The sequence below is a fragment of the Pseudomonas sp. 11/12A genome (assembly GCF_000800055.1).
Taxonomy (GTDB): Bacteria; Pseudomonadota; Gammaproteobacteria; order Pseudomonadales; family Pseudomonadaceae; genus Aquipseudomonas; species Aquipseudomonas mohnii.
In genome coordinates this window covers 6695062-6714507 of the sequence record NZ_JUGV01000001.1, presented here as the reverse complement: position 1 = coordinate 6714507, position 19446 = coordinate 6695062, and the positions used below count along the sequence as shown (strand labels likewise).

14 protein-coding genes are annotated in these 19446 nt (G+C 62.0%); 11 read left to right on the top strand and 3 right to left on the bottom strand.

Annotated elements, in window-relative coordinates:
• Window positions 1-140 precede the first annotated feature (140 nt).
• The 5 genes from GQ39_RS30635 to GQ39_RS30615 all read left to right on the top strand — a co-directional run bounded on the left by GQ39_RS30635 (window position 141) and on the right by GQ39_RS30615 (window position 4640).
• Window positions 141-2042, top strand: a complete 1902-nt coding sequence (locus GQ39_RS30635) for a sensor histidine kinase (protein ID WP_047538284.1) — start codon at window positions 141-143, stop codon at window positions 2040-2042.
• Complete coding sequence (locus tag GQ39_RS30630) at window positions 2039-3367, top strand: sigma-54-dependent transcriptional regulator (protein WP_047538281.1); 1329 nt, start codon at window positions 2039-2041, stop codon at window positions 3365-3367. Before GQ39_RS30635 ends, GQ39_RS30630 begins: the two co-directional genes overlap by 4 nt.
• 8 nt (window positions 3368-3375) lie before the next feature.
• Window positions 3376-3705: a GlpM family protein gene (locus tag GQ39_RS30625; RefSeq protein WP_177329370.1), complete on the top strand. Its 330-nt coding sequence runs from the start codon at window positions 3376-3378 to the stop codon at window positions 3703-3705.
• 151 nt (window positions 3706-3856) lie between these two features.
• Window positions 3857-4231: a transporter gene (locus GQ39_RS30620; protein ID WP_047538275.1), complete on the top strand. Its 375-nt coding sequence runs from the start codon at window positions 3857-3859 to the stop codon at window positions 4229-4231.
• Between the two features lie 10 nt (window positions 4232-4241).
• Entirely contained in the window at window positions 4242-4640 is a 399-nt protein-coding gene (locus tag GQ39_RS30615; RefSeq protein ID WP_047538272.1) for an EamA family transporter, read from the top strand.
• Between the two features lie 50 nt (window positions 4641-4690).
• On the opposite strand, the gene GQ39_RS30610 is transcribed toward GQ39_RS30615, so the two are convergent.
• Window positions 4691-5452, bottom strand: a complete 762-nt coding sequence (locus GQ39_RS30610) for a MipA/OmpV family protein (RefSeq protein WP_047538269.1) — start codon at window positions 5450-5452, stop codon at window positions 4691-4693.
• A gap of 219 nt (window positions 5453-5671) precedes the next feature.
• On the opposite strand from GQ39_RS30610, the gene GQ39_RS30605 reads away from it, so the two are divergent.
• From GQ39_RS30605 to GQ39_RS30585, 5 genes are all read left to right on the top strand, one after another.
• Window positions 5672-6370: an HAD-IB family phosphatase gene (locus GQ39_RS30605; protein ID WP_047538266.1), complete on the top strand. Its 699-nt coding sequence runs from the start codon at window positions 5672-5674 to the stop codon at window positions 6368-6370.
• Window positions 6363-7757 carry an aspartate aminotransferase family protein gene (locus GQ39_RS30600; protein ID WP_047538263.1) on the top strand — a complete coding sequence of 465 codons (1395 nt, stop codon included), beginning with the start codon at window positions 6363-6365 and terminating at the stop codon, window positions 7755-7757. The genes GQ39_RS30605 and GQ39_RS30600 overlap by 8 nt, the downstream gene beginning before the upstream one ends.
• Window positions 7754-8644, top strand: a complete 891-nt coding sequence (locus tag GQ39_RS30595) for an alpha/beta hydrolase (RefSeq protein ID WP_047538260.1) — start codon at window positions 7754-7756, stop codon at window positions 8642-8644. The genes GQ39_RS30600 and GQ39_RS30595 overlap by 4 nt, the downstream gene beginning before the upstream one ends.
• Before the next feature lie 123 nt (window positions 8645-8767).
• Window positions 8768-10540 carry a sensor histidine kinase gene (locus tag GQ39_RS30590; RefSeq protein ID WP_047538258.1) on the top strand — a complete coding sequence of 591 codons (1773 nt, stop codon included), beginning with the start codon at window positions 8768-8770 and terminating at the stop codon, window positions 10538-10540.
• The gene (locus tag GQ39_RS30585) at window positions 10530-11921 is read left to right on the top strand and encodes a sigma-54-dependent transcriptional regulator (RefSeq protein WP_047538256.1); all 1392 of its coding nucleotides are present in this window, start codon (window positions 10530-10532) and stop codon (window positions 11919-11921) included. The genes GQ39_RS30590 and GQ39_RS30585 overlap by 11 nt, the downstream gene beginning before the upstream one ends.
• Before the next feature lie 266 nt (window positions 11922-12187).
• Here the strand turns inward: GQ39_RS30585 and GQ39_RS30580 are convergent, their stop codons facing one another.
• Together GQ39_RS30580 and GQ39_RS30575 are read right to left on the bottom strand one after the other, a co-directional pair.
• Window positions 12188-12853 carry a DsbA family oxidoreductase gene (locus GQ39_RS30580; protein WP_047538249.1) on the bottom strand — a complete coding sequence of 222 codons (666 nt, stop codon included), beginning with the start codon at window positions 12851-12853 and terminating at the stop codon, window positions 12188-12190.
• Between the two features lie 123 nt (window positions 12854-12976).
• Window positions 12977-14008, bottom strand: a complete 1032-nt coding sequence (locus GQ39_RS30575; RefSeq protein WP_047538247.1) for an alpha/beta fold hydrolase — start codon at window positions 14006-14008, stop codon at window positions 12977-12979.
• A gap of 208 nt (window positions 14009-14216) precedes the next feature.
• On the opposite strand from GQ39_RS30575, the gene GQ39_RS30570 reads away from it, so the two are divergent.
• Entirely contained in the window at window positions 14217-19433 is a 5217-nt protein-coding gene (locus tag GQ39_RS30570; protein ID WP_047538243.1) for a dermonecrotic toxin domain-containing protein, read from the top strand.
• Window positions 19434-19446 lie beyond the last annotated feature (13 nt).

The following is a 19446-nucleotide window of genomic DNA, read 5'->3' as shown; positions in this document are numbered from 1 at the left end:
CCTGTGGGAGCGAGCCTGCTCGCGATGAGTTCAAAGACACCGCGTACATTCAGAATGAACGCGTCATCGTTGACGACCCTCGCGAGCAGGCTCGCTCCTGCAAGGATCAGGCAAGCGCTGGTTGACCCAAGGCATCTGTGATGAAATGCGACCCCACCCCCTATCGCGCCCCGCCGCCATCACTCGCCGTGAAACCCCGTCTGATTCGTCATTTGTTCCTGCCGCCACTGATCATCGCGCTGATGATCGGATTGGGCTACGTCGGCTTCTGGATCAGTGAACACTACGGCATTCGCAGCCTGGGCGAGAACGGCCAGCGTCAGCTGGAGTTGCATGCCCGCGCCGTCGAGAGCGAAATCAGCAAATACACCTACCTGCCCAGCCTGCTGGAACTTGAATCCAGTGTCTCGCAGTTGCTGGCCGAACCGACCCCGGAACACCGGCAGACGGTCAATGATTACCTTGAAGGCCTGAACCGGCGCAGCCGCAGTCGGGCCATCTATGTGATGGACACCACCGGTCGCGTCCTGGCCACCAGCAATTGGCGCGATGTCGACAGTTACCTGGGGGAAGACCTGTCCTTCCGGGCCTATTTCCAGAACGCCGTACGCGGCCAGCCAGGGCGGTTCTACGGCATCGGCAGCACCAACGGCGAACCCGGTTACTACCTGGCCCATGGTCTGGAAGAACACGGCAAGATCATTGGCGTCGCCGTGGTCAAGGTTCGCCTCGAAGCCATGGAAGAGCGCTGGCAACGGGCGCGCCTGGAAGCCTTCGTCAGCGACGAGAACGGCATCATCATTCTGTCCAGCGATCCGGCGCGGCGGCTCAAATCCGTGGTGCCGCTGAGCGACGAGACCAAGGAAAAACTGGCCCGCAGCCTGCAGTACTACTGGTTCCCGTTGAACGAACTGCAGCCCCTGGCCCGGGAAACCCTGTCCGAAGGCGTGGAAAAACTGACCTTCCCCGCCAACAGCGAGCTGGACTCCGATGAAGAAAACATCAGCTATCTGGCGCAAACCCGGCCGTTAAGCGATACCCCATGGAATTTCACCTTGCTGACGCCACTGCAGGATCTGCGTCGCGAAGCGATCAATCAGGGCATTCTGGTGGCGGTGGCCTTCGCCCTCGTGGCGTTCCTGCTGATCGCCTGGAACGAACGGCGCAAGGTGATTTCCACACGCCTCGCCGCCCGCGAAGCCTTGCAGGAAGCCAACAGTCAACTGGAGCGTCGGATTACCGAACGCACCGTCGACCTGCGTGCCAGCAACGAACGGCTCAAGGGGCAGATCCGCGAACGGCGTCACGCCGAAGAGACCTTGCGCCGCGCCCAGGATGAACTGGTGCAGGCCGGGAAGCTCGCCGCCATCGGCCAGATGTCCACCAGCATCGCCCACGAATTGAACCAGCCGCTGGCGGCACTGCGCACCCTGTCCGGCAACACCGTACGCTTTCTGGAGCGCGGTCAGCTGGATGTGGCCAGCACCAACCTCAAGACCATCAATGAACTGATCGACCGCATGGGGCGGATCACCGCGAGCCTGCGCGCCTTCGCCCGACGCGGTGACGACAAGGGCCAGGCGTGCCTCGGCAAAGCCGTGGAGGCCGCCTTGCAGTTGCTCGGCAGTCGCGTGGAAAACGCCCATCTGCAACTGCACCGCCATTTCGACGACGTACAACTGCAGATCGACCAGACGCGCCTGGAGCAGATCCTGGTCAACCTGATCGGCAACGCCCTCGATGCCATGCAGGCGCAACAGCAACCCGAGTTGTGGCTCGAGGGTGAAGTGTTCGAAGGCAAGTATCGACTGCGCGTCAGGGACAACGGCCATGGCATCGACGCCGAAGCGCGCAAGCACTTGTTCGAACCCTTCTTCACCACCAAACCCGGCGAACAGGGTCTGGGCCTGGGCCTGACCCTTTCCGCAAGCCTGGCTGCCGCCACCGGCGGCCACCTGGGCGTCGAACACCCCGCCAGCGGTGGTACCGCTTTCGTCCTCAGTTTACCGTTGGTAAGCCCCACTCCTGCCGAGCCAATATGAACAACGACCTTAGTGTGCTGATCGTCGAAGACGACCCCCATGTGCTGCTCGGCTGCCAGCAGGCGCTGAACCTGGAAGACATTCCCTGTATCGGCGTAGGCAGCGCCGAAGAAGCCCTGGAACGGGTCGGCGACAACTTTGCCGGCATCGTCATCAGCGACATTCGCCTGCCGGGCATCGATGGCCTGGAACTGTTGAACCGGCTCAAGGCCCGCGACCGCAGCCTGCCGGTGGTGCTGATCACCGGTCACGGCGATATCTCGATGGCTGTCGGCGCGATGCAGAAAGGCGCCTACGACTTCATGGAAAAACCCTTTTCCCCGGAGCGCCTGGTGGACGTGGCCCGCCGCGCCCTGGAACAACGCAGCCTGGCGCGGGAGGTCACGTCGTTGCGTCGGCAACTGGCCGAACGCGATTCCCTCGAAGGCCGGATCATCGGCCGCTCGCCGGCCATGCAGAATCTGCGCGAGTTGATCGCCAACGTCGCCGACACCTCGGCCAACGTGCTGATCGAAGGCGAAACCGGCACCGGCAAGGAACTGGTTGCCCGTTGCCTGCATGATTTCAGCCGCCGACACAGCAAACAGTTCGTCGCCTTGAACTGTGGCGGCCTGCCGGAAAACCTGTTCGAAAGTGAAATCTTCGGCCACGAAGCCAACGCCTTCACCGGCGCGGGCAAGCGGCGCATCGGCAAGATCGAGCACGCCGACGGCGGCACGCTGTTCCTCGACGAAGTGGAAAGCATGCCCCTGCCCTTGCAGATCAAACTGCTGCGGGTGTTGCAGGAGCGCACCCTCGAACGGCTCGGTTCGAACCAGAGCGTGGCGGTCGATTGCCGGGTGATCGCCGCGACCAAGTCGGACCTCGTCGAGTCGAGCAAGGCCGGCGAATTCCGCAGCGACCTGTATTACCGCCTCAACGTGGTCACCCTGGAACTGCCACCGCTGCGCGAACGTCGCGAAGACATCCTGCAATTGTTCGAGCATTTCCTTCAGCAGTCGTCCCTGCGCTTTGACCGTACCGCGCCGGAACTGGATAACCAGACCTTGTCGAACCTGATGAGCCACGACTGGCCGGGCAACGTGCGCGAACTGCGCAACGTCGCCGAACGCTTTGCCTTGGGTCTGCCTGCCTTCAAGAAACCCGGCGCCAGCGCCGGCAGTCAGGGCCTGGCCTTTGCCGAAGCGGTGGAAGCCTTCGAACGCAACCTGCTCAGCGATGCCTTGCAACGCAGCGGCGGCAACCTGACCCAGGCCAGCCAGGAACTGGGCATGGCCAAGACCACCTTGTTCGACAAAGTGAAGAAGTACGGGTTGAGCCACTGATGGACTTGATACTCAAGGCGACCCTGGGCGCGGCGGTGGTGGTCATCCTCGCTGCGCTGGCCAAGACCAGAAACTATTACATCGCCGGTCTGGTGCCGCTGTTTCCCACTTTTGCCCTGATCGCCCATTACATCGTCGGCAAGGGCCGTTCTGTGGAAGACCTGAAGACCACCATCCTGTTTGGCATGTGGTCGATCATTCCGTATTTCGTCTACCTGGCCACGCTCTACGTGATGGTGGACCGGATGCGCCTGGAAGCTTCGCTGGCGGTGGCGGCAGTGGCCTGGTTGATGGCGGCGGCCGTGCTTGTCTCGGTCTGGGTTCGCCTGCACACCTGACACCCCCCTTGTGGGTTTGGCCCATCCCTTGCATTTACCCTCAAAAGCCCTCTCGGCCGGCCTTCAGGCTGGATGAACCTGCGGGGGCGACCGCCAAAGGGTAAATCCTGACTGTGAACATCGTTATTGCAAACCGAAAGGCGCCACGCCCATGACCTTCACCGTGATTGTGCTGGTGGCGTGTTCCATTGTGATGGACGTCATTGGCCAGCTCTGCTTCAAGCTCGGCCTGGACCGATTGCCGGAGCTCGAAGGCGGATTTCGCCTGAATGCGTTCTGGGGCCAGGTGTTCAACGCGCCGCTGCTGTGGTGCGGGATCGGCGCCTTCGTGGTCGAGTTTCTGGTCTGGCTCGAAGCCCTGTCCCGGGCACCGCTGAGCCTGCTGTTTCCGGCAGCGGCGCTGGCCTACTGCGGCGTGGTGCTGGCGAGCAAAGTGATCCTCGGCGAAACCGTCAGTCGCCGTCGCTGGGCGGGTACGCTGGTGATCTCGGCGGGCGTGATGCTCGTGTGTGTCGCTCATGGATGAGGGTCAATCGATGATCGACAGCAAGACGGGCTGGCTGCACGAACGGCTCGGCACCCTCGTTCTCTGGGCCTTGCTGATCGGCTTCGAAAGCGCTGGCCAGATCGCCAGCAAAGTCGGCGGCGATCAACTCGGGCAGATGGACTTCACCCTGCACTGGCTGTTGGCCGTGGCCGACAATCCCGGGGTGTGGGTGGCGATCGCCTGCTACATCGGCGCGTTCTTCGTCTGGATGCTGATCCTGCGACGCAGCAGCCTGTCCCTGGCATTCCCCCTCAGTTCACTGGTGTTTGTCGGGGTATTGCTGGGGTCATGGCTGGGGCTGGGAGAGCAGATCAGCGTGCTGCACTGGGTGGGGGTGGCGGTGATCATGGGCGGGGTCGCGTTGCTGGCCGAGGGTGAGCAAACCTGAAGCTACCGCGACTTTTGTGGCGAGGGCGCTGACTCCCTCGCCACACCCTCTCATTTGAACGTGTAGGCAATCGCCACCTGCGCTTCACCCTGGTTGGTATCGCCAACGGCTTTGACAATGCTGCTGTCCGCCGCCGAACCCGTCAGGTGGATCCAGCTCGCGCTGGTCAGCAGCGACCAATGGGGTGCCAACGGGAACTCGAAACTCTGGGTCAGCGCCACGTTCTGCAACCCGCCGCCGGCGTTGTAGCGACGAATCCCCGAGGCCTGTGACTCGTCACTGCTGACGCCGAAGTAGGTCTGGGTTTGTCGGGCATCGGCGAAATGCGCCGTCAGGTTCGTGCTGCCGATCACCCCGCCACCCAGCGGATAACCCACCTCGCCACCGACCCTCCCCAGCACCCCACCCTGCCCGCTGCCGCCGCCCACTGCCTGGCCGACCGAGGCAAACACCCGCCAGAAATCGGCCGGTGCGTACTGCACGAACCCGCCCACCTCGGCCATATCCGGCACATCGCGCAAGCCGCGCAATGACCCGTTCGCGGTTCGGCCCGGCAGGTAGTTCGCAAAAGGCCCGGCGCTGAAGCCGTTGGCCTTGAAGGCACTCCAGGTCAGCCCGTCGTCAGTGCTGAGACTGACATCGCCCCAGTCCAGATCGAGGTACGGCACGGGTCGGGTTTCGTATCGACTGCCGGTCGGATCATGGGGTTCATAGCTCAGGCCCAGCCCGGCTTCGCCGGTGAGGCCATCGGCGTTGGCGTTGATGGAAAGACAGGTCAGCGCGGTAAAGAGCGCAACGGTAATCCTCGACATGAGGCAATTCCTTGAACGGGACATGCGCGCATCAATCGCCGATTTGCCCCCGTCAGGCAAGCACTCATGTTGTTTGTAGCGACCTACAAAAATTGTAGCTTCGTCAACGCAAACACAGGCCAGAACCCCAGCCCTGCTGGGCTTGACGTGATTGGCACAGTCCCTGCTCTACCCCGTTGGCAAGCGCAAACAGCGCGAAACGCTCAATAGGTACAACAGATGATTGACTGGCATATCGTGTGTGATTTCGACGGGACCATCACCCGCACCGACGTGATCGACAGCATCCTCCAACGATTCGCCGACCCCAGCTGGGAAACGATCGAAGAGGAGTGGCTGGCAGGCGACATCGGTTCCCGTGAATGCCTCAGTCGCCAGCTCGCACTGGTCAAGGCCACCCCGACCGAACTGCTCGGGTTCTTCGACGGCATCGACATCGACCCGGACTTCCCTGACTTCGTCGACCACGTCATCGGCCTCGGCGCGTCCCTTGAAGTGGTCAGCGACGGCATCGAACAAGGCATCGCGCGCATCCTGGCGCGCCACTACGTCAGCCTCCTGCCGATCCTTGCCAACCGCTTGCGTCAAGTCGATCACGACAGCTGGCGCATCGACTTCCCCTACGCCAACGATGCCTGCCGCGCCGCCGCCGGCAACTGCAAATGCAAATCCACGCCCAAGGCCAAGCGCGTGCTGGTGATCGGTGACGGCCAGTCCGACATGTGCGTGGCCGCCACCGCCGATTTCGTGTTCGCCAAGGATCGCCTGGCCGAGCACTGCGAGCGCAACGGCATTGCCTTTGCGCGCTTCGACAGCTTCGCCGAACTGCCGGCCCTGTTGGCCCTTTTACCCAACGCCAACGCCGCCAACGCCACCTCTTTCAACGCAGAAACACAGGAACTTTTCCACCATGTCTGATATTCGAATCGCTACCGCCGAAGACCAAATCCTGCTGGAAAAGGAAGCCAAATACTGCTCCTACGGCGACACCGTTCACTACATCGAGCCGCCACGCATTTTCAGTCGCTGCGAAGGCTCGTACGTCTGGGACACCAGTGACCAGGCTTATCTCGACCTGCAAATGTGGTACTCGGCGGTCAACTTCGGTTACGCCAACCCGCGCCTGAACAACGCGCTGAAACAGCAGATCGACACCCTGCCGCAGATCGCCAGCCAATACCTGCACAAAGGCAAGATCGAGCTCTCGGAAATGATCGCCGTGGACGCGAAGAAGAAGTTCGGCCTCGACGGTCGCGTGCACTTCAACGTCGGCGGCTCGCAGTCCATCGAGGACTCGCTGAAAGTCGTGCGCAACGCCACCAACGGCAAGAGCCTGATGTTCGCCTTCGAAGGCGGTTATCACGGCCGTACCCTCGGCGCCTCGTCGATCACCTCCAGCTACCGCTATCGCCGCCGTTACGGCCACTTCGGCGAGCGCGCCAATTTCATCCCGTTTCCGTACCACTTCCGTGGCCCCAAGGGCATGACCAAGGAAGAGTACGGCAGCCACTGCGTGCAGCAATTCGCCCGCTTGTTCGAGACCGAATACAACGGCGTCTGGGACCCGAAAGTCGGCCAGAGCGAATACGCAGCGTTCTACGTCGAACCGATCCAGGGCACCGGCGGCTACGTGATCCCGCCGATGAACTTCTACAGCGAACTCAAGCACGTGCTGGACCAGCACGGCATTTTGATGGTGGTCGACGAAATCCAGATGGGCTTCTACCGTACCGGCAAGTTGTGGTCGATCGAGCACTTCGACGTCAAACCGGACGTGATCGTCTTCGGCAAGGCCTTGACCAACGGTCTCAATCCGCTGGGCGGCATCTGGGCCAGGGAAGAGTTGATCAACCCTAAAGTCTTCCCGCCGGGCTCCACCCACTCGACCTTTGCCTCCAACCCCCTGGGCACGGCGGTGGGTCTGGAAATGTTCAAGATGACCAGCGAAGTCGACTACGGCGCGATGGTCATGAACAAGGGCAAGTACTTCCTCGAAGGCCTGAAAGACTTGCAGAAACGCTACCCGATCATCGGCGACGTCGATGGCCTGGGCCTGGCCCTGCGCTGCGAAATCTGTGGCCCGGACGGCTTCACGCCGGACAAGGCGACCCTGGATTTCATGGTCGAAGAAGGCATGAAGGGCGACATCGAAATCGACGGCAAACGCCTGGGCCTGATCCTCGACGTCGGCGGTTACTACAAAAACGTGATCACCCTGGCCCCATCGCTGGAAATCAGCTACCCGGAAATCGACCTCGGCATCGCCCTGCTCGATCGCCTGCTGCACCGAGCGATGAAACGATGAACGCGACGGTTTCACCGGATGCGATTGACATGGGCGAAGGCCGCGCCGGGTTTGTCCTCGGCAGCGGCGAGGTCGCGGTGTTGTTGATCCACGGCCTCACCGGCACCCCGACGGAACTGCGTCGGGTGGCCATGGGCCTGGCGAAAGCCGGGCACACGGTCTATGTGCCGACCCTGGCCGGCCACTGCGGGGGCAACGCCGACCTGCAAGCCACCGGCTGGCGTGACTGGTACGAAAGCGCCCGCAACACCTTCGTCGGTATACGGCGCAAGCATGAGCGCGTGTTCGTCGGCGGCTTGTCGATGGGCGCGGTACTGTCGATGTACCTGGCCGCCGAACACCCCGGGCAAATCGAAGGCTTGATGCTGTACTCCACCACCCTGCGCTACGACGGCTGGAGCATCAACAAACTGGCGTTCCTCACGCCGCTGCTGATGAGAATCCCGTTCGGCGTGCACCTGTGCAGCTTCGAAGAAAAACCGCCCTATGGCATCAAGAATGAACGCCTGCGAGCGATCGTCGAGCGCCAGATGAAAGAAGGCGAAAGCAGCCAGGCCGGTTTGCTGACCATGGAAGGCGTGACCGTGCGCGAACTGCACCGACTCAACGCCGTGGTGAAAAAGCGCATGCCGTCGATCACCACACCCACGTTGGTTCTGCACTCCCTGGAGGACGACATCACCAGCCGCTGGAACGCCGACTATGTCGAACGCAAGCTCGGCGGGCCGGTGGTCAAGGTCATGCTGGACGACTGCTATCACATGATCACCGTCGACCTGCAATACCACCGGGTGATTGAACTGAGCGTCGACTTCATCCAGCGGCGCTTCATCCAGCAAATCTCCGAGCCACAGCCCCTGCCACAGGACCATCGGCAATTGGCCTGACCCCCCTGACCCCCCTGGCGACCCCGGCAGCAGACGGGTCGCCACAGACGGGGCAATGTCGGCTACTGTATTGCACCAGGACTCACGATTTATCCCGCCAAGGCTTTCGACAAGCGAAACCCGATGACCAGACACCGCCCCTCCAACGCCCGCCCCTTTGCCCTCTCCGGCTGGAGCCTGCAACGCAAACTGGTGCTGGCCTTCTGGCTGGTCAGCGTGATCCCGACCATGATCGCCGCCGAACTCGCGGCCACTACCCTGTCGCAGATTTTCGACAGCAACGTGCGAATCTGGCTGCAGGAATCGACCAAGATCGTCGAAGACGAAATCGGCGAAATCCTGCGTGACAATGCACGGGCCGCACAGCTGTTCCTGCGTTACAGGCGCCCACCCATCGATCAACTGTCGGGCCAGAACGACAAGTTGACCGCCGACATCGCCGACGCCATCGGCATCGACGTGGTGGCGCTGGTGCGCAACAGCGATCACAAAGTGCTGTTCAGCACGGCCTCCGACGACATCGTCCGGCAGATCAGCCTCGCCCCCAAAGCCGTTCTGCAAACCCTGCAAGTCGGCGGTATCGCCACCGGCACGGTGGTCTCGACCTTCGAGACAGAGCAGGCCGGCGTCGAGTATAAATTGCTGGTGGCCACTTACCTGGACAGAAATTTCCTCACCAGCGTGGCCGAGGTGCATTCCCTGGACCTGCGGTTGTACCTGGCCACGGCCAATGACTTCGCGGAAGTGTTCTCCTCCCAGCGCTTCGAAGATCACCCGTCGGCCGTACCGGAAAAAATCGAACAGATCCTGCGCGCCACCCGGGAACCGACCGAGCAGTTCACCAATCGCTACAGCGGCATCTACCGCCCGATCTTCAATGAAGAAGGTGAGCTGCAAGGCGTGATTTTCAGCGGCCTGCTACGCCACAGCAGCCTGTTGGGACTGGTCAATCAAAGCAACCTGTTCATCCTGATATTCCTGCTCAGCTCGGCGGCGTCCCTGACGGTCGGCTGGCTGGTCTCGCAGCGCCTGACCAAACCCTTGCGCGGGCTCTCCAACGGTGTTCAAGCCGTGATCGCCGGCGACTACCGCCAACGCTTGCCGGTGACCGGCGGTGACGAACTGGCGGAACTGAGCAGCACCTTCAACCACATGAGTGAGCGCCTCGGCGAGTTGCAGCATCTCGAATCGCAGCTGCGTCGCCGCGATCGCCTGCATGCCCTGGGCGAAGTCGCGATGGGCTTGGCCCATGAAATCCGCAATCCACTGGGCATCATCAAAACCGCCACGCAACTGCTGCATCGGCGCGCCGACCTGCCCGAAAGCGACAAGCGGCATCTGGAATACGTGGTCAGCGAAGTCAGCCGGATCAATGACCTGATCACCGACTTCCTCGATTTTGCCAAGCCCAGCGCACCGATGCGTTCGACCCAATCGGCGCGACCGCTGGTGGATGAACTGGCCGGGTTCTGCGCGCCGGAACTGGCCAGCCACCACATCGACGTGCGCATCGACGATCAGGCCCCCGGCGCCACGGTTTACGCCGACGCACGGCAATTGAAGCAGGCCGGCCTGAACCTGATCGTCAACGCCATCGACGCCATGCCAGACGGTGGACACCTGACCCTGGGCATCAGCCGCGATGGCCCCTACACCGTGATCAGCATCAGCGACACTGGCGAGGGCATCGAACCGGACATGCTCGAACGCATCTTCACACCGTTCGTCACCACCAAGGCCTCTGGCACCGGGCTGGGTCTGGCGAAGGTCTTCTCGATCATGGAAAGTCATGACGGACGCATCGAATGCGCCAGCGAAAAACAGGCCGGGGCCACGTTCAGCCTGTACATTCCGGCCAATGGTGCCGACTTCGACGAGGGCAGCGATGACACATAACGTACTGGTGGTCGATGACGAGCCCAAGCTCTGCGACCTGCTCGCCTCGGCGTTGAGCCAGAACGGCATCAGCGTCTTCACTGCCGGCAACGGCCTGCACGCGCTCAAGGTGCTGGAGGTCGAAGACATCGACCTGGTCATCAGCGACTGGCGCATGCCCGGCATGGACGGCCCGCAATTGCTGGCGGAAATCAAAAGCCGTTTCCCGCAACTGCCGGTGATCGTCATGACCGCCTACAGCACGGTGAAAAACGCCGTGCAGTCGATGCGCAACGGCGCCTTCGACTACATCGCCAAACCGTTCGACATCGATGAGCTGGACATCACCGTCAGCAAGGCCCTGCAGTTTCGCGACATTCTCAAAGACAACCAGCGCATGCGCGCCGAACTCGATGAACACCAGCAGATCGACAGCCTGATCGGCGACAGCCCGAGCTTCCGCCGGGTGCTGCAGGCGATCGATTCAGTGCGCGAAAGCAACGCGACGATCCTGCTGACCGGCGAAAGCGGCACCGGCAAGGAAATGGTCGCCCGGGCGATCCACAAGCACGGCAATCGCGCCGACAAACCCTTCGTTGCGGTGAACTGCGCGGCCATCCCCGAAGGCTTGCTGGAAAGCGAAATGTTCGGCCACCGCAAAGGGGCCTTCACCGGCGCCGTGACCGACCGGATCGGACGGTTCCAGCAGGCCGACAAGGGCACGCTGTTTCTCGATGAAATCGGCGAAATGCCCCTGGCCCTGCAGGCGAAAATCCTTCGGGCCTTGCAAGAGCGGGTGATCGAACCGGTGGGCGATCCCCGCGAGCGCAAGGTCGATGTGCGGGTCATCGCCGCCACCAATAAAAACCTGCTCGAAGCGGTGGCCAACAAGGAGTTTCGCGAAGACCTCTACTATCGGCTCAACGTGTTCCCGATTCCCCTGCCGGCCCTGCGTGAACGCGTCGAAGACATCGCCCCGCTGGCCCGGCATTTCGCCCATTCGCTGGGCGCTGCCGCGGGCAAGCGCATCACCGGTTTCAGCCCGCAAGCGCTACAGGCCATGGCCCATTATTCATGGCCGGGGAATATCCGCGAACTGCAAAACTGTGTGGAGCGCGCCACCATCGTCGCCTCGGGGGCGGTGATTGAAGACGATGATCTGCCGGCGTACCTGTTTGCTTCGTCGCCGGCCGGCAGCGGCGCCATTCTCAACGAAGGCGCCAGAGTGCCGCCGGATCTGGACGCCGCGTTGGCGGAAGTCGAAAAGGCCTACATTCTGGCGGCGCTGGCACAGAGCAACGGCGTACAGGCCGCCGCCGCGCAGTTGATCGGAATCTCCGAGCGCAGCTTCTGGTACAGGCTGAAAAAACTCGGGATTCATGTGGACAAGATCGTGCGCTGAACCAGGACACACACCGCCCTCTGTGGGGGCGAGCTCGCTCGCGATAGCGGTAGACCGGTCAAGCATGAAGTTGAGGCCGATGCCCCCTTTGCGAGCAGGCTCGCTCCCACAGGGGAATTTCAGTGAGCGAAGGTTTCGTGCACGACCGCCATCAACGGTGGGAGCTGGCCTGCCAGCGATGGCGGACTATCAGACACATCCATGGTGAATGTGCCGCCGCCATCGCGAGCAGGCTCGCCCCTACAGTGTCCGTGTATGCCACAGGATCAGCTGACGGCTCCGCCCTTCGCTTCACTCATGATCTGCCGGATCGCCCCGACGAAGGTTTCCACCGGTTGCCCGCCCGTGACCGCGTACTGGCCGTTGAAAACCACCGTCGGTACCGAGTTCACCCCGCGTGACAGCCATCGCTGTTCCTCTTCGCGAACCGCGTTGGCGAATTCATCCGACGCCAGAATCGCCTCGGCCCGTTGCCGGTCCAGGCCGACGCTTTGCGCAATCTGCGCCAATTGAACGGGGTCGGACGGGTTACCGCCATCGCTGAAATACGCCTTGAACAAGGCCTCTTTCAGCGGCAGCTGCAAGCCTTCCAGAGCCGCCCAATGCAGCAGGCGGTGCGCATCGAAGGTGTTGTAGATCCGGCTGTTGGCGTCCGTGCGAAAGGCAAACCCGAGCTCGGCACCGCGCGCGCGGATCATCTCGCGATTTTTCTGCGACTGCTCGGGTGTCGAACCGTACTTCTCGGTGATGTGCTCGGTGATGTTCTGCCCTTCGGGGCCCATCTTCGGGTTCAGTTCGAACGGCTGGAAACTGATCTCGGCCCGGACCTCGTCGCGCAGGATCTCCAGGGCGCGGGTCAGGCCGTACAGACCGACGACGCACCATGGGCAGGACACGTCGCTGACGAAATCGATTTTCAAGGGGCTGCTCATCACACACCTCGCTGGCGGGAAACACGTCGTAAAGCTCGAACGATACACCTGAAGCCCACGCTGCAGGAGCCGGCTTGCCGCCATTGCTGGCAGGCCAGCGCCTTCAGAGAGATCGGGGGGGAATTACAGCAGATTGTGTTCGGCCACCGGCTCGATCTGTGCCCAGTGCGAGGTGTCCTCGCGATGAGCCCGCAAGTACGGCAACACCGCCGCCAGCAACGGCGCCTTGAACGCCTCCTGGAAACGATGGGCCAATCCCGGAATCAATTTCAACTGGCTGCCACGCAAATGCGCGGCCAGGTGCACGCCATGCATCACCGGCAACAACGGATCGGCCGTGCCATGCACCACCAGCGCCGGAACGCGTAACTGGTTGAGCAACGCCACCCGACTCGGCTCAGCGAGAATGGCCATGATCTGGCGTTTCACCCCTTCGGGATTGAATGCCCGGTCATAAGACACGGCTGCCTGATGCAACAGCGCCTGACGATCATCGGTCACCATCGGACTGCCCAGCGCCGCCAGCAGATCGGCCTGTTGCTCCAGGGCAACTTCACGATTGGGCGCGCCACGCCGCGCAAGCAACTGCACCAACGCCGCACTCGGCGCCGGCAAGCCTTCGGCCCCGGAGCTGGTCATGATCAGGGTCAGGCTCTCGACCCGCTGCGGCGCCATGGCTGCCATGTGCTGGGCGATCATGCCGCCCATGCTGGCCCCCAATACGTGGAATTGCTCGATGTGCAAGGCATCCATCAGCCCCAGGCCATCCTCGGCCATGTCGGTCAGCGAGTACGGCGACGACACCGGCAAGCCGAGCTTGTAGCGCAACACTTCGAAGGTCAGGTTGGCTTCGACCGGCGGTTGCCGCCAGGTGGACAAGCCGACATCGCGATTGTCATAACGGATCACCCGGAAGCCCTGCTGACACAGCGCGACCACCACCTCGTCCGGCCAGTGAATCAACTGCCCGCCCAGGCCCATCACCAGCAGCAACGCCGGATCGGAGGCGCGGCCGATGCTCTGGTACGCCAGGCTCACCTGCGCCAGGTCTGCCCGTTCGGTCGGGACATTGACGTCACAACGAGACGCCGCCCATGACGGCAGGCCCAACAACGCGGCCATAAAAAAGACTGTTGATAAAAACAAAGCACGCATGAAGAAACACCGAAACGCAGAACCCCAGTAGAGCGCGAGTCTGATGAAGTTTGTTCAAGCGCGCTGCCACAGTTCGATGACAGTTTGATGAAGAGTGCCGGGCGGTCATCAGGGCACGTTCAGCGCCACACAATAACTATGTACCGCCATGCCGCTTTCCGACCGACCTCTAATGGCTCCGATTTTTCACCCATCGGAGTTTTTCTTCATGTTCGAATCAACGAACGCACCACTGGCCGACTTCGGCCTCGTCCCCCCCTTGGCCCAAGGCACGGACGACAACCTGCACCTGAGCGCCTCGGCACGCTGGAACGACTGCCGCGAACAGTGGCTGGCCCTCATGGCGCAGAACCCGCAAGCCCCCCTGACCGCGAACTGGTGGCAGGCACGCGCACGCGGCACCGACCTTTCACGCAAGGCACAGGCCATTCGCTTGTATCGCCAGCATTTTGAAGCATCGTGCCAGTTGGCATTTGCCCAGGGCACCTTGAATGCCGAGCAGCTCAACATGCTGCTGGACCTCGTCACCCCGGCAGTGCAAACGACCTCCCCCGAGATCCTGGTTTACGTCGAGACCCTGTCGCTCAGGGGCGACAGCGGTCTGACTGACGAACTTCGGGGTGCCCTGGCCATTACCCGCAATACCGATCAACCGGTCACCCAGTTGCTGTATCTGCCGTCTCGGCAAGTGCCCTGGATGATCTTTGAAAATCGCAACAGTCTGGAACGCTGGTTAATCCAGCAGCAACCTGAACCCGAGACCCGCCACGTCACGGTCGATTACACCGTATTGGACACCCCGCAGCTGACGAAAAGTGCTGAGTCCTTGTTGGCGCGACTGGCCACGGCGCCTGCCGAGCGGCAACACAACGACCGTGTCTTTGCCTCGCCCCCCGACCTGCCCATGCCGGAGGCAAACCAGGATATCGCTCCGTTCGGGCAACTGAGCCCCGATATTCCCTTGGACCTTCGCCACAACGCCGTAGTGCAACAGCAAACGGCACTGCAGAACCTGCTGGGGCTGGACTTTGCAGGCACCGCCGACGACCCGCGCATGCAGCGGCTGCAACAGCAATTCGACGCCCTGCGCGCCGCTCAACAGGCCAGCAGCGAGGCCGCAAATGCCCTGTTAAGCGCCGACAATGCGCCGCAACTGCTGGAACTGCGTCACTCATCGCCCTCTCTCTACAAGGCCCTATACCAAGCGCGCCTGAACGGCCTGCGTGCCGAAGCCGACCTGCAATTGAGCCTGGATCAGATCAGCGGCGATGAACATCAGTGGCTCACGGTCGTGCTCGACGCCCCCGAAAAACCCAGACCGGCCGACGTGGTGGTCGCCCGACTGGTGTTGACCGCGACTGACAGCGAAGGTGACACCCTGCGCACGCAGACCCAGGAACTCGACGGTGTGCTGCTGTTTGCCCGGCCATCGGCATTGTTGCCGTCCGCCAGCGACAGCGTGCTGCTCTACTGGCCCGGACATTTCGGCGGCCTGCAGCGGTTCGCCTCTTGCCAGGCACTGCAGCAGAAGATGTTCAGGCAGCCGGCCAACGACGACACGCAAGTGCTGCAGCTTTTGCCGCTGACGGGCAACCCGTTCGAGTACGCCCTGCAAATCCAGCTTCACAGCTGTGAACAGCATGCGACGCGGCTGATGACCGCCCACTCCGCGCCCTCCCATGCCGACCAACGCACGGCGGAACTGGAACACCTGCGAGAACAGACCCTCGCCCGCCTGACCGTCCCCGCCAGCAGCGCGCGTGAGCTGGCCTTTGCGCACATCCTTGAGCAAAACCGCAGCGCGCTGCTGGCCACTCGGCTGCCGTCGCCCCTCCGCGCGCTGACCGAGGCCGAACGCGAACGTCTCAAGGCGCTGTTCACCGCCTACATCGCGGCGATGAAGCGCTCCCAAAAACTGCTGGAACGGGAACTGCCAATGCGCGACTCATTCAGCAAAAAAGCCATCGACGCCCGCCTGCGCAAAGACTTCTCCCTCACGAAAAACGTTGAGGTGTTGCTGGACCTCCCCGACACCACCACATGGCGCAAGGTGCCGATTGAAGGCCCGGCACCGGGAACACCGCAAAAGAATGTACTGACCGCCAGCCTGCAGCGCAGCAAGGTGTCCCTCGCCGAACTGGCGCAAAGCAATATCGATCAGTCGATGTGGTTGCGCGTGTCGTTGATGCGGGTCGAGATCAGCGGCGCTGACGAGGGGCAACGGCAGAAGCTGAGAACCGGCATCACCCAGGCCTACCTGCGCAAACTGGTCACCGAGCTGGATCTGGCCGGGAAATATGAAAACTTGATCCGCCAGACCTTCCTGGGCACCCCGACTGCCTCGGCCTTCAGCAATGAATATCGGCGTGAATGCCTGAGCGAGCCGTGGCACCTGATGCTTGAGTTGCAAGGCGAGTTCGCCGTGCTCGCCAAGGACATCGATGCCGCCGGCCTGAAGGTGCTGCGAATCGCCATCGACGCCAACAGCCGTGAAGCCTTCTCCGTCGACGGCAAACGCATCGAGTTATTACCCGCCCACCTGACGGTGGGCGGCAAGGACACGCCCGGCGAGGGACCGAGCACCCTGGCCGGGGTGACTTTCATCGTCGAGCAGGTCAGCGGCCTGACATTGCTCTATCGGCCTGACTGCCCCGATGGGGTCTTTGTCCGCCAGTTCGACAACCTCGAACAGGCACGGATGTTCCTGTTCAACCAATGCCTGCATAGCACCATGGTCACCTACCTGGCCGGTCGCGCATTGACCGGGGAATTTGCCTCACACGTCAGCCGGATCAACCAGGCCCGGGTGAAAAACTTCGATGCCCTGATCGGCGTCGGCACCGCCTGGCCGGCCAGCACCTCCCTGGCTGCGCATCTGCTCAATGTGCACATGGGCCGTTTGCTGGAGGCGCATCGGTCGACATCGCGTTCCAACGATGCCTTGTATCTGGAGCAGGTCGCGCTGCGCTCCGGGGCCATGTTCAACTACCTGAAAATGGCGCTGGGCGTGGTGCCTTTCGTCGGTACCGCCATTGCCCTGTACGACGCCTGGAACAGCGCCAACCTGGCCGTGGCGGCTTTCCTGCGCGGTGATGTCGGCCACGGCCTGGCCGAGGTGGAAGCCGTGCTGCTGTCGTTGATCGACGCGGCCATGGACGTGCTGCCCGTTGCTGGCGCCACTTCCAGCGCCGCGCGCGCCGCCACTCGCGGACGACAATTGCGCGCCCTGACGAAACAGCCTGGCGCCTTGCAGGTCTCGACCCCGCAGCAGGTGCGACACACCCTCAAGCGTTTCGCAGGTTATGAGTACGAGCAGGCGATTTCCCTTGCCGGCCTGCAACCGGGTACCGAAGGGATTTATCGCAACGTTTATCGCCACGCCGATGGCGACTTCATGATCAGCCAGGGGCGTATCTATCGCATCGAATTGACGGACAACCCACCGCAATGGCGCTTGGGCGCAACCAGCACCCGAACCTACAAACAACCCATCGCCCTGGATGAAGCCGGCAACTGGAACACCCACTATGCGGTGTACGGCACCGTAACGGCAGGCGGCGGTGCCGGCGGCGGCGCGGTGCTCGGTCATATGGCTGACGGTCTCGACCCGCTCTGGCCCGCCGCCATTCGCCGCTGGTTGCCACGCTGGTGGGCCGACCGGGCGTTGCGACGCCAGTTGACCCTGACCAACACCGCCGATGCCTACACCCGGCGACTCGGGACCCAAACCAACAACTCCAACGCCGTGCTGGAACGTTACTTCAGTCTTGATCAGGAGCAGCGCCCACCGCTTCGAGCCAATGCCGACATTACTTGCGTGAACGACATCGAGCTGGCGCAGGCCCAGTACCTGAACCTTGAAGAACTGATGCTGATCAGCCACGGCCGAAGACGCCTGCTGGTCGAAGATGTTCAAAGCCGCTGCGCCTGGATGATCGTCGATCGAATGGTACGGCGAATCGCTTTGGTCAAGGAACGCCTGCTGGAACACCTCAACCGTATCGATCAGTTGATTGCCCGATCGGAGGCCACACCGCTCAACGATACCGCCGCACACATTCAACTGATGGCGCAACGCAAAGAAATACGAATCGAGTTTCTCAAGGACTTTGACCTGCTTCACACACAGGTCGCAGAAGCCAATCGATGGAACGGCCGGATCACCAACCGCGTACAAAAATCGAAAGTGGCCCCGGAGATGGCCACGGTTAACGAAAAATTCAGCGATGCCAACTACTACTACCTGAAAACGGCGAATGAGCTGGAGATCATCACTCACTACAATGCCGTCACCGACCAGTCCTGGGCCTACTTTCACGTACAGTTGAAACAGGCCCGCAACAAGGTCGGGCGAGCGCTGCTGACCCAACATCAATTGCCTGAAGTACAGGCCACGTTTACCCAGCGCAACAAGGTGCTCGAAGATTGCCTGGCGACCTATGCCGAGTTTCGTCGCAACCTCGGGGCCTGGTCCCTGGGTTATCCGCAGCACCTGGATCTGGAGCAGGTCACCGCGTTTCTCGACAATCTGGCAAACGTCGAAGCAGCGGCTCTCCATGCCATCAAGACACGCCCCTCCAACAGTACAAAAGCGGGAAGCGCGGCAAAGCAACTGTTCGAGACTGAAGACAACCAGTTGCTTATCGGCGTCGCCAGCACTGATGCCGCGACCCGCCAACAGCGCTTCACCGTCGAGGGTGCCAATGGTTACAGGGAAACCTGGCTACCGCGCTCATCCAGCGGCAAATATCACCTCAGTGAGCCAGTGGCAGCTGCGCCAACGGAGCTTGTGACCGATATCACGCCGTTGCTGGTGGAGGCCAGGAAACGACTCGGCACGGTGGACGCCTACAAAGGCAAAGTCGAAGGCTACGCCCGCCAGGACATGTTGCCGGTCGATCTGGAGCACATGATGACCAATGAAGCCGCGGAACTGAACATGCGCGCCCAGGCCATCGAACGGCTGTCGCCCACGGAGACGGTGGCACTGCAACTGCGCAATCGCGCGAATGAATTGTCCCGTGCCGGGCGCACGCTGCGAATCGACCAGACCCTGAACAGCAAGACCCCGACCGAGGGCTATCTGGACTATCTGCTTGAACAACGCGTGGTGGACATTCGCAAGGAAGGCGGCCTGCGCGATCTGGGCAAGCGCACGGACGGGCGCAGGGATTTCCTCCAGGAGTACGAGGTTCGCGATGTGCGCGGCGAGTCACCCCAGACGTTGTGGTACGCACATTTCCACTACACCTCGGCAAAACCTGCGTTCAACGATTTCGTCAAAGGTCATTTGAAACTGCCGGAGCAACGCAACCTGGGCCTGCAATGGCAGCAGGCCCAGGCCGGCAGTGGGGCAAACGTGCAAGCGATCTGGCGCGGCGACATCGGCAAACCGCTGGGGATCAAACACTTCGCCGAACTCTAAACACCGTAAACCT

Coding starts and splice junctions, on each gene's coding strand:
- GQ39_RS30635 (WP_047538284.1), top strand. CDS start 141: ATGAAATGCGACCCCACCCCCTATCGCGCCCCGCCGCCATCACTCGCC.
- GQ39_RS30630 (WP_047538281.1), top strand. CDS start 2,039: ATGAACAACGACCTTAGTGTGCTGATCGTCGAAGACGACCCCCATGTG.
- GQ39_RS30620 (WP_047538275.1), top strand. CDS start 3,857: ATGACCTTCACCGTGATTGTGCTGGTGGCGTGTTCCATTGTGATGGAC.
- GQ39_RS30615 (WP_047538272.1), top strand. CDS start 4,242: ATGATCGACAGCAAGACGGGCTGGCTGCACGAACGGCTCGGCACCCTC.
- GQ39_RS30610 (WP_047538269.1), bottom strand. CDS start 5,452: ATGTCGAGGATTACCGTTGCGCTCTTTACCGCGCTGACCTGTCTTTCC.
- GQ39_RS30605 (WP_047538266.1), top strand. CDS start 5,672: ATGATTGACTGGCATATCGTGTGTGATTTCGACGGGACCATCACCCGC.
- GQ39_RS30600 (WP_047538263.1), top strand. CDS start 6,363: ATGTCTGATATTCGAATCGCTACCGCCGAAGACCAAATCCTGCTGGAA.
- GQ39_RS30595 (WP_047538260.1), top strand. CDS start 7,754: ATGAACGCGACGGTTTCACCGGATGCGATTGACATGGGCGAAGGCCGC.
- GQ39_RS30590 (WP_047538258.1), top strand. CDS start 8,768: ATGACCAGACACCGCCCCTCCAACGCCCGCCCCTTTGCCCTCTCCGGC.
- GQ39_RS30585 (WP_047538256.1), top strand. CDS start 10,530: ATGACACATAACGTACTGGTGGTCGATGACGAGCCCAAGCTCTGCGAC.
- GQ39_RS30580 (WP_047538249.1), bottom strand. CDS start 12,853: ATGAGCAGCCCCTTGAAAATCGATTTCGTCAGCGACGTGTCCTGCCCA.
- GQ39_RS30575 (WP_047538247.1), bottom strand. CDS start 14,008: ATGCGTGCTTTGTTTTTATCAACAGTCTTTTTTATGGCCGCGTTGTTG.
- GQ39_RS30570 (WP_047538243.1), top strand. CDS start 14,217: ATGTTCGAATCAACGAACGCACCACTGGCCGACTTCGGCCTCGTCCCC.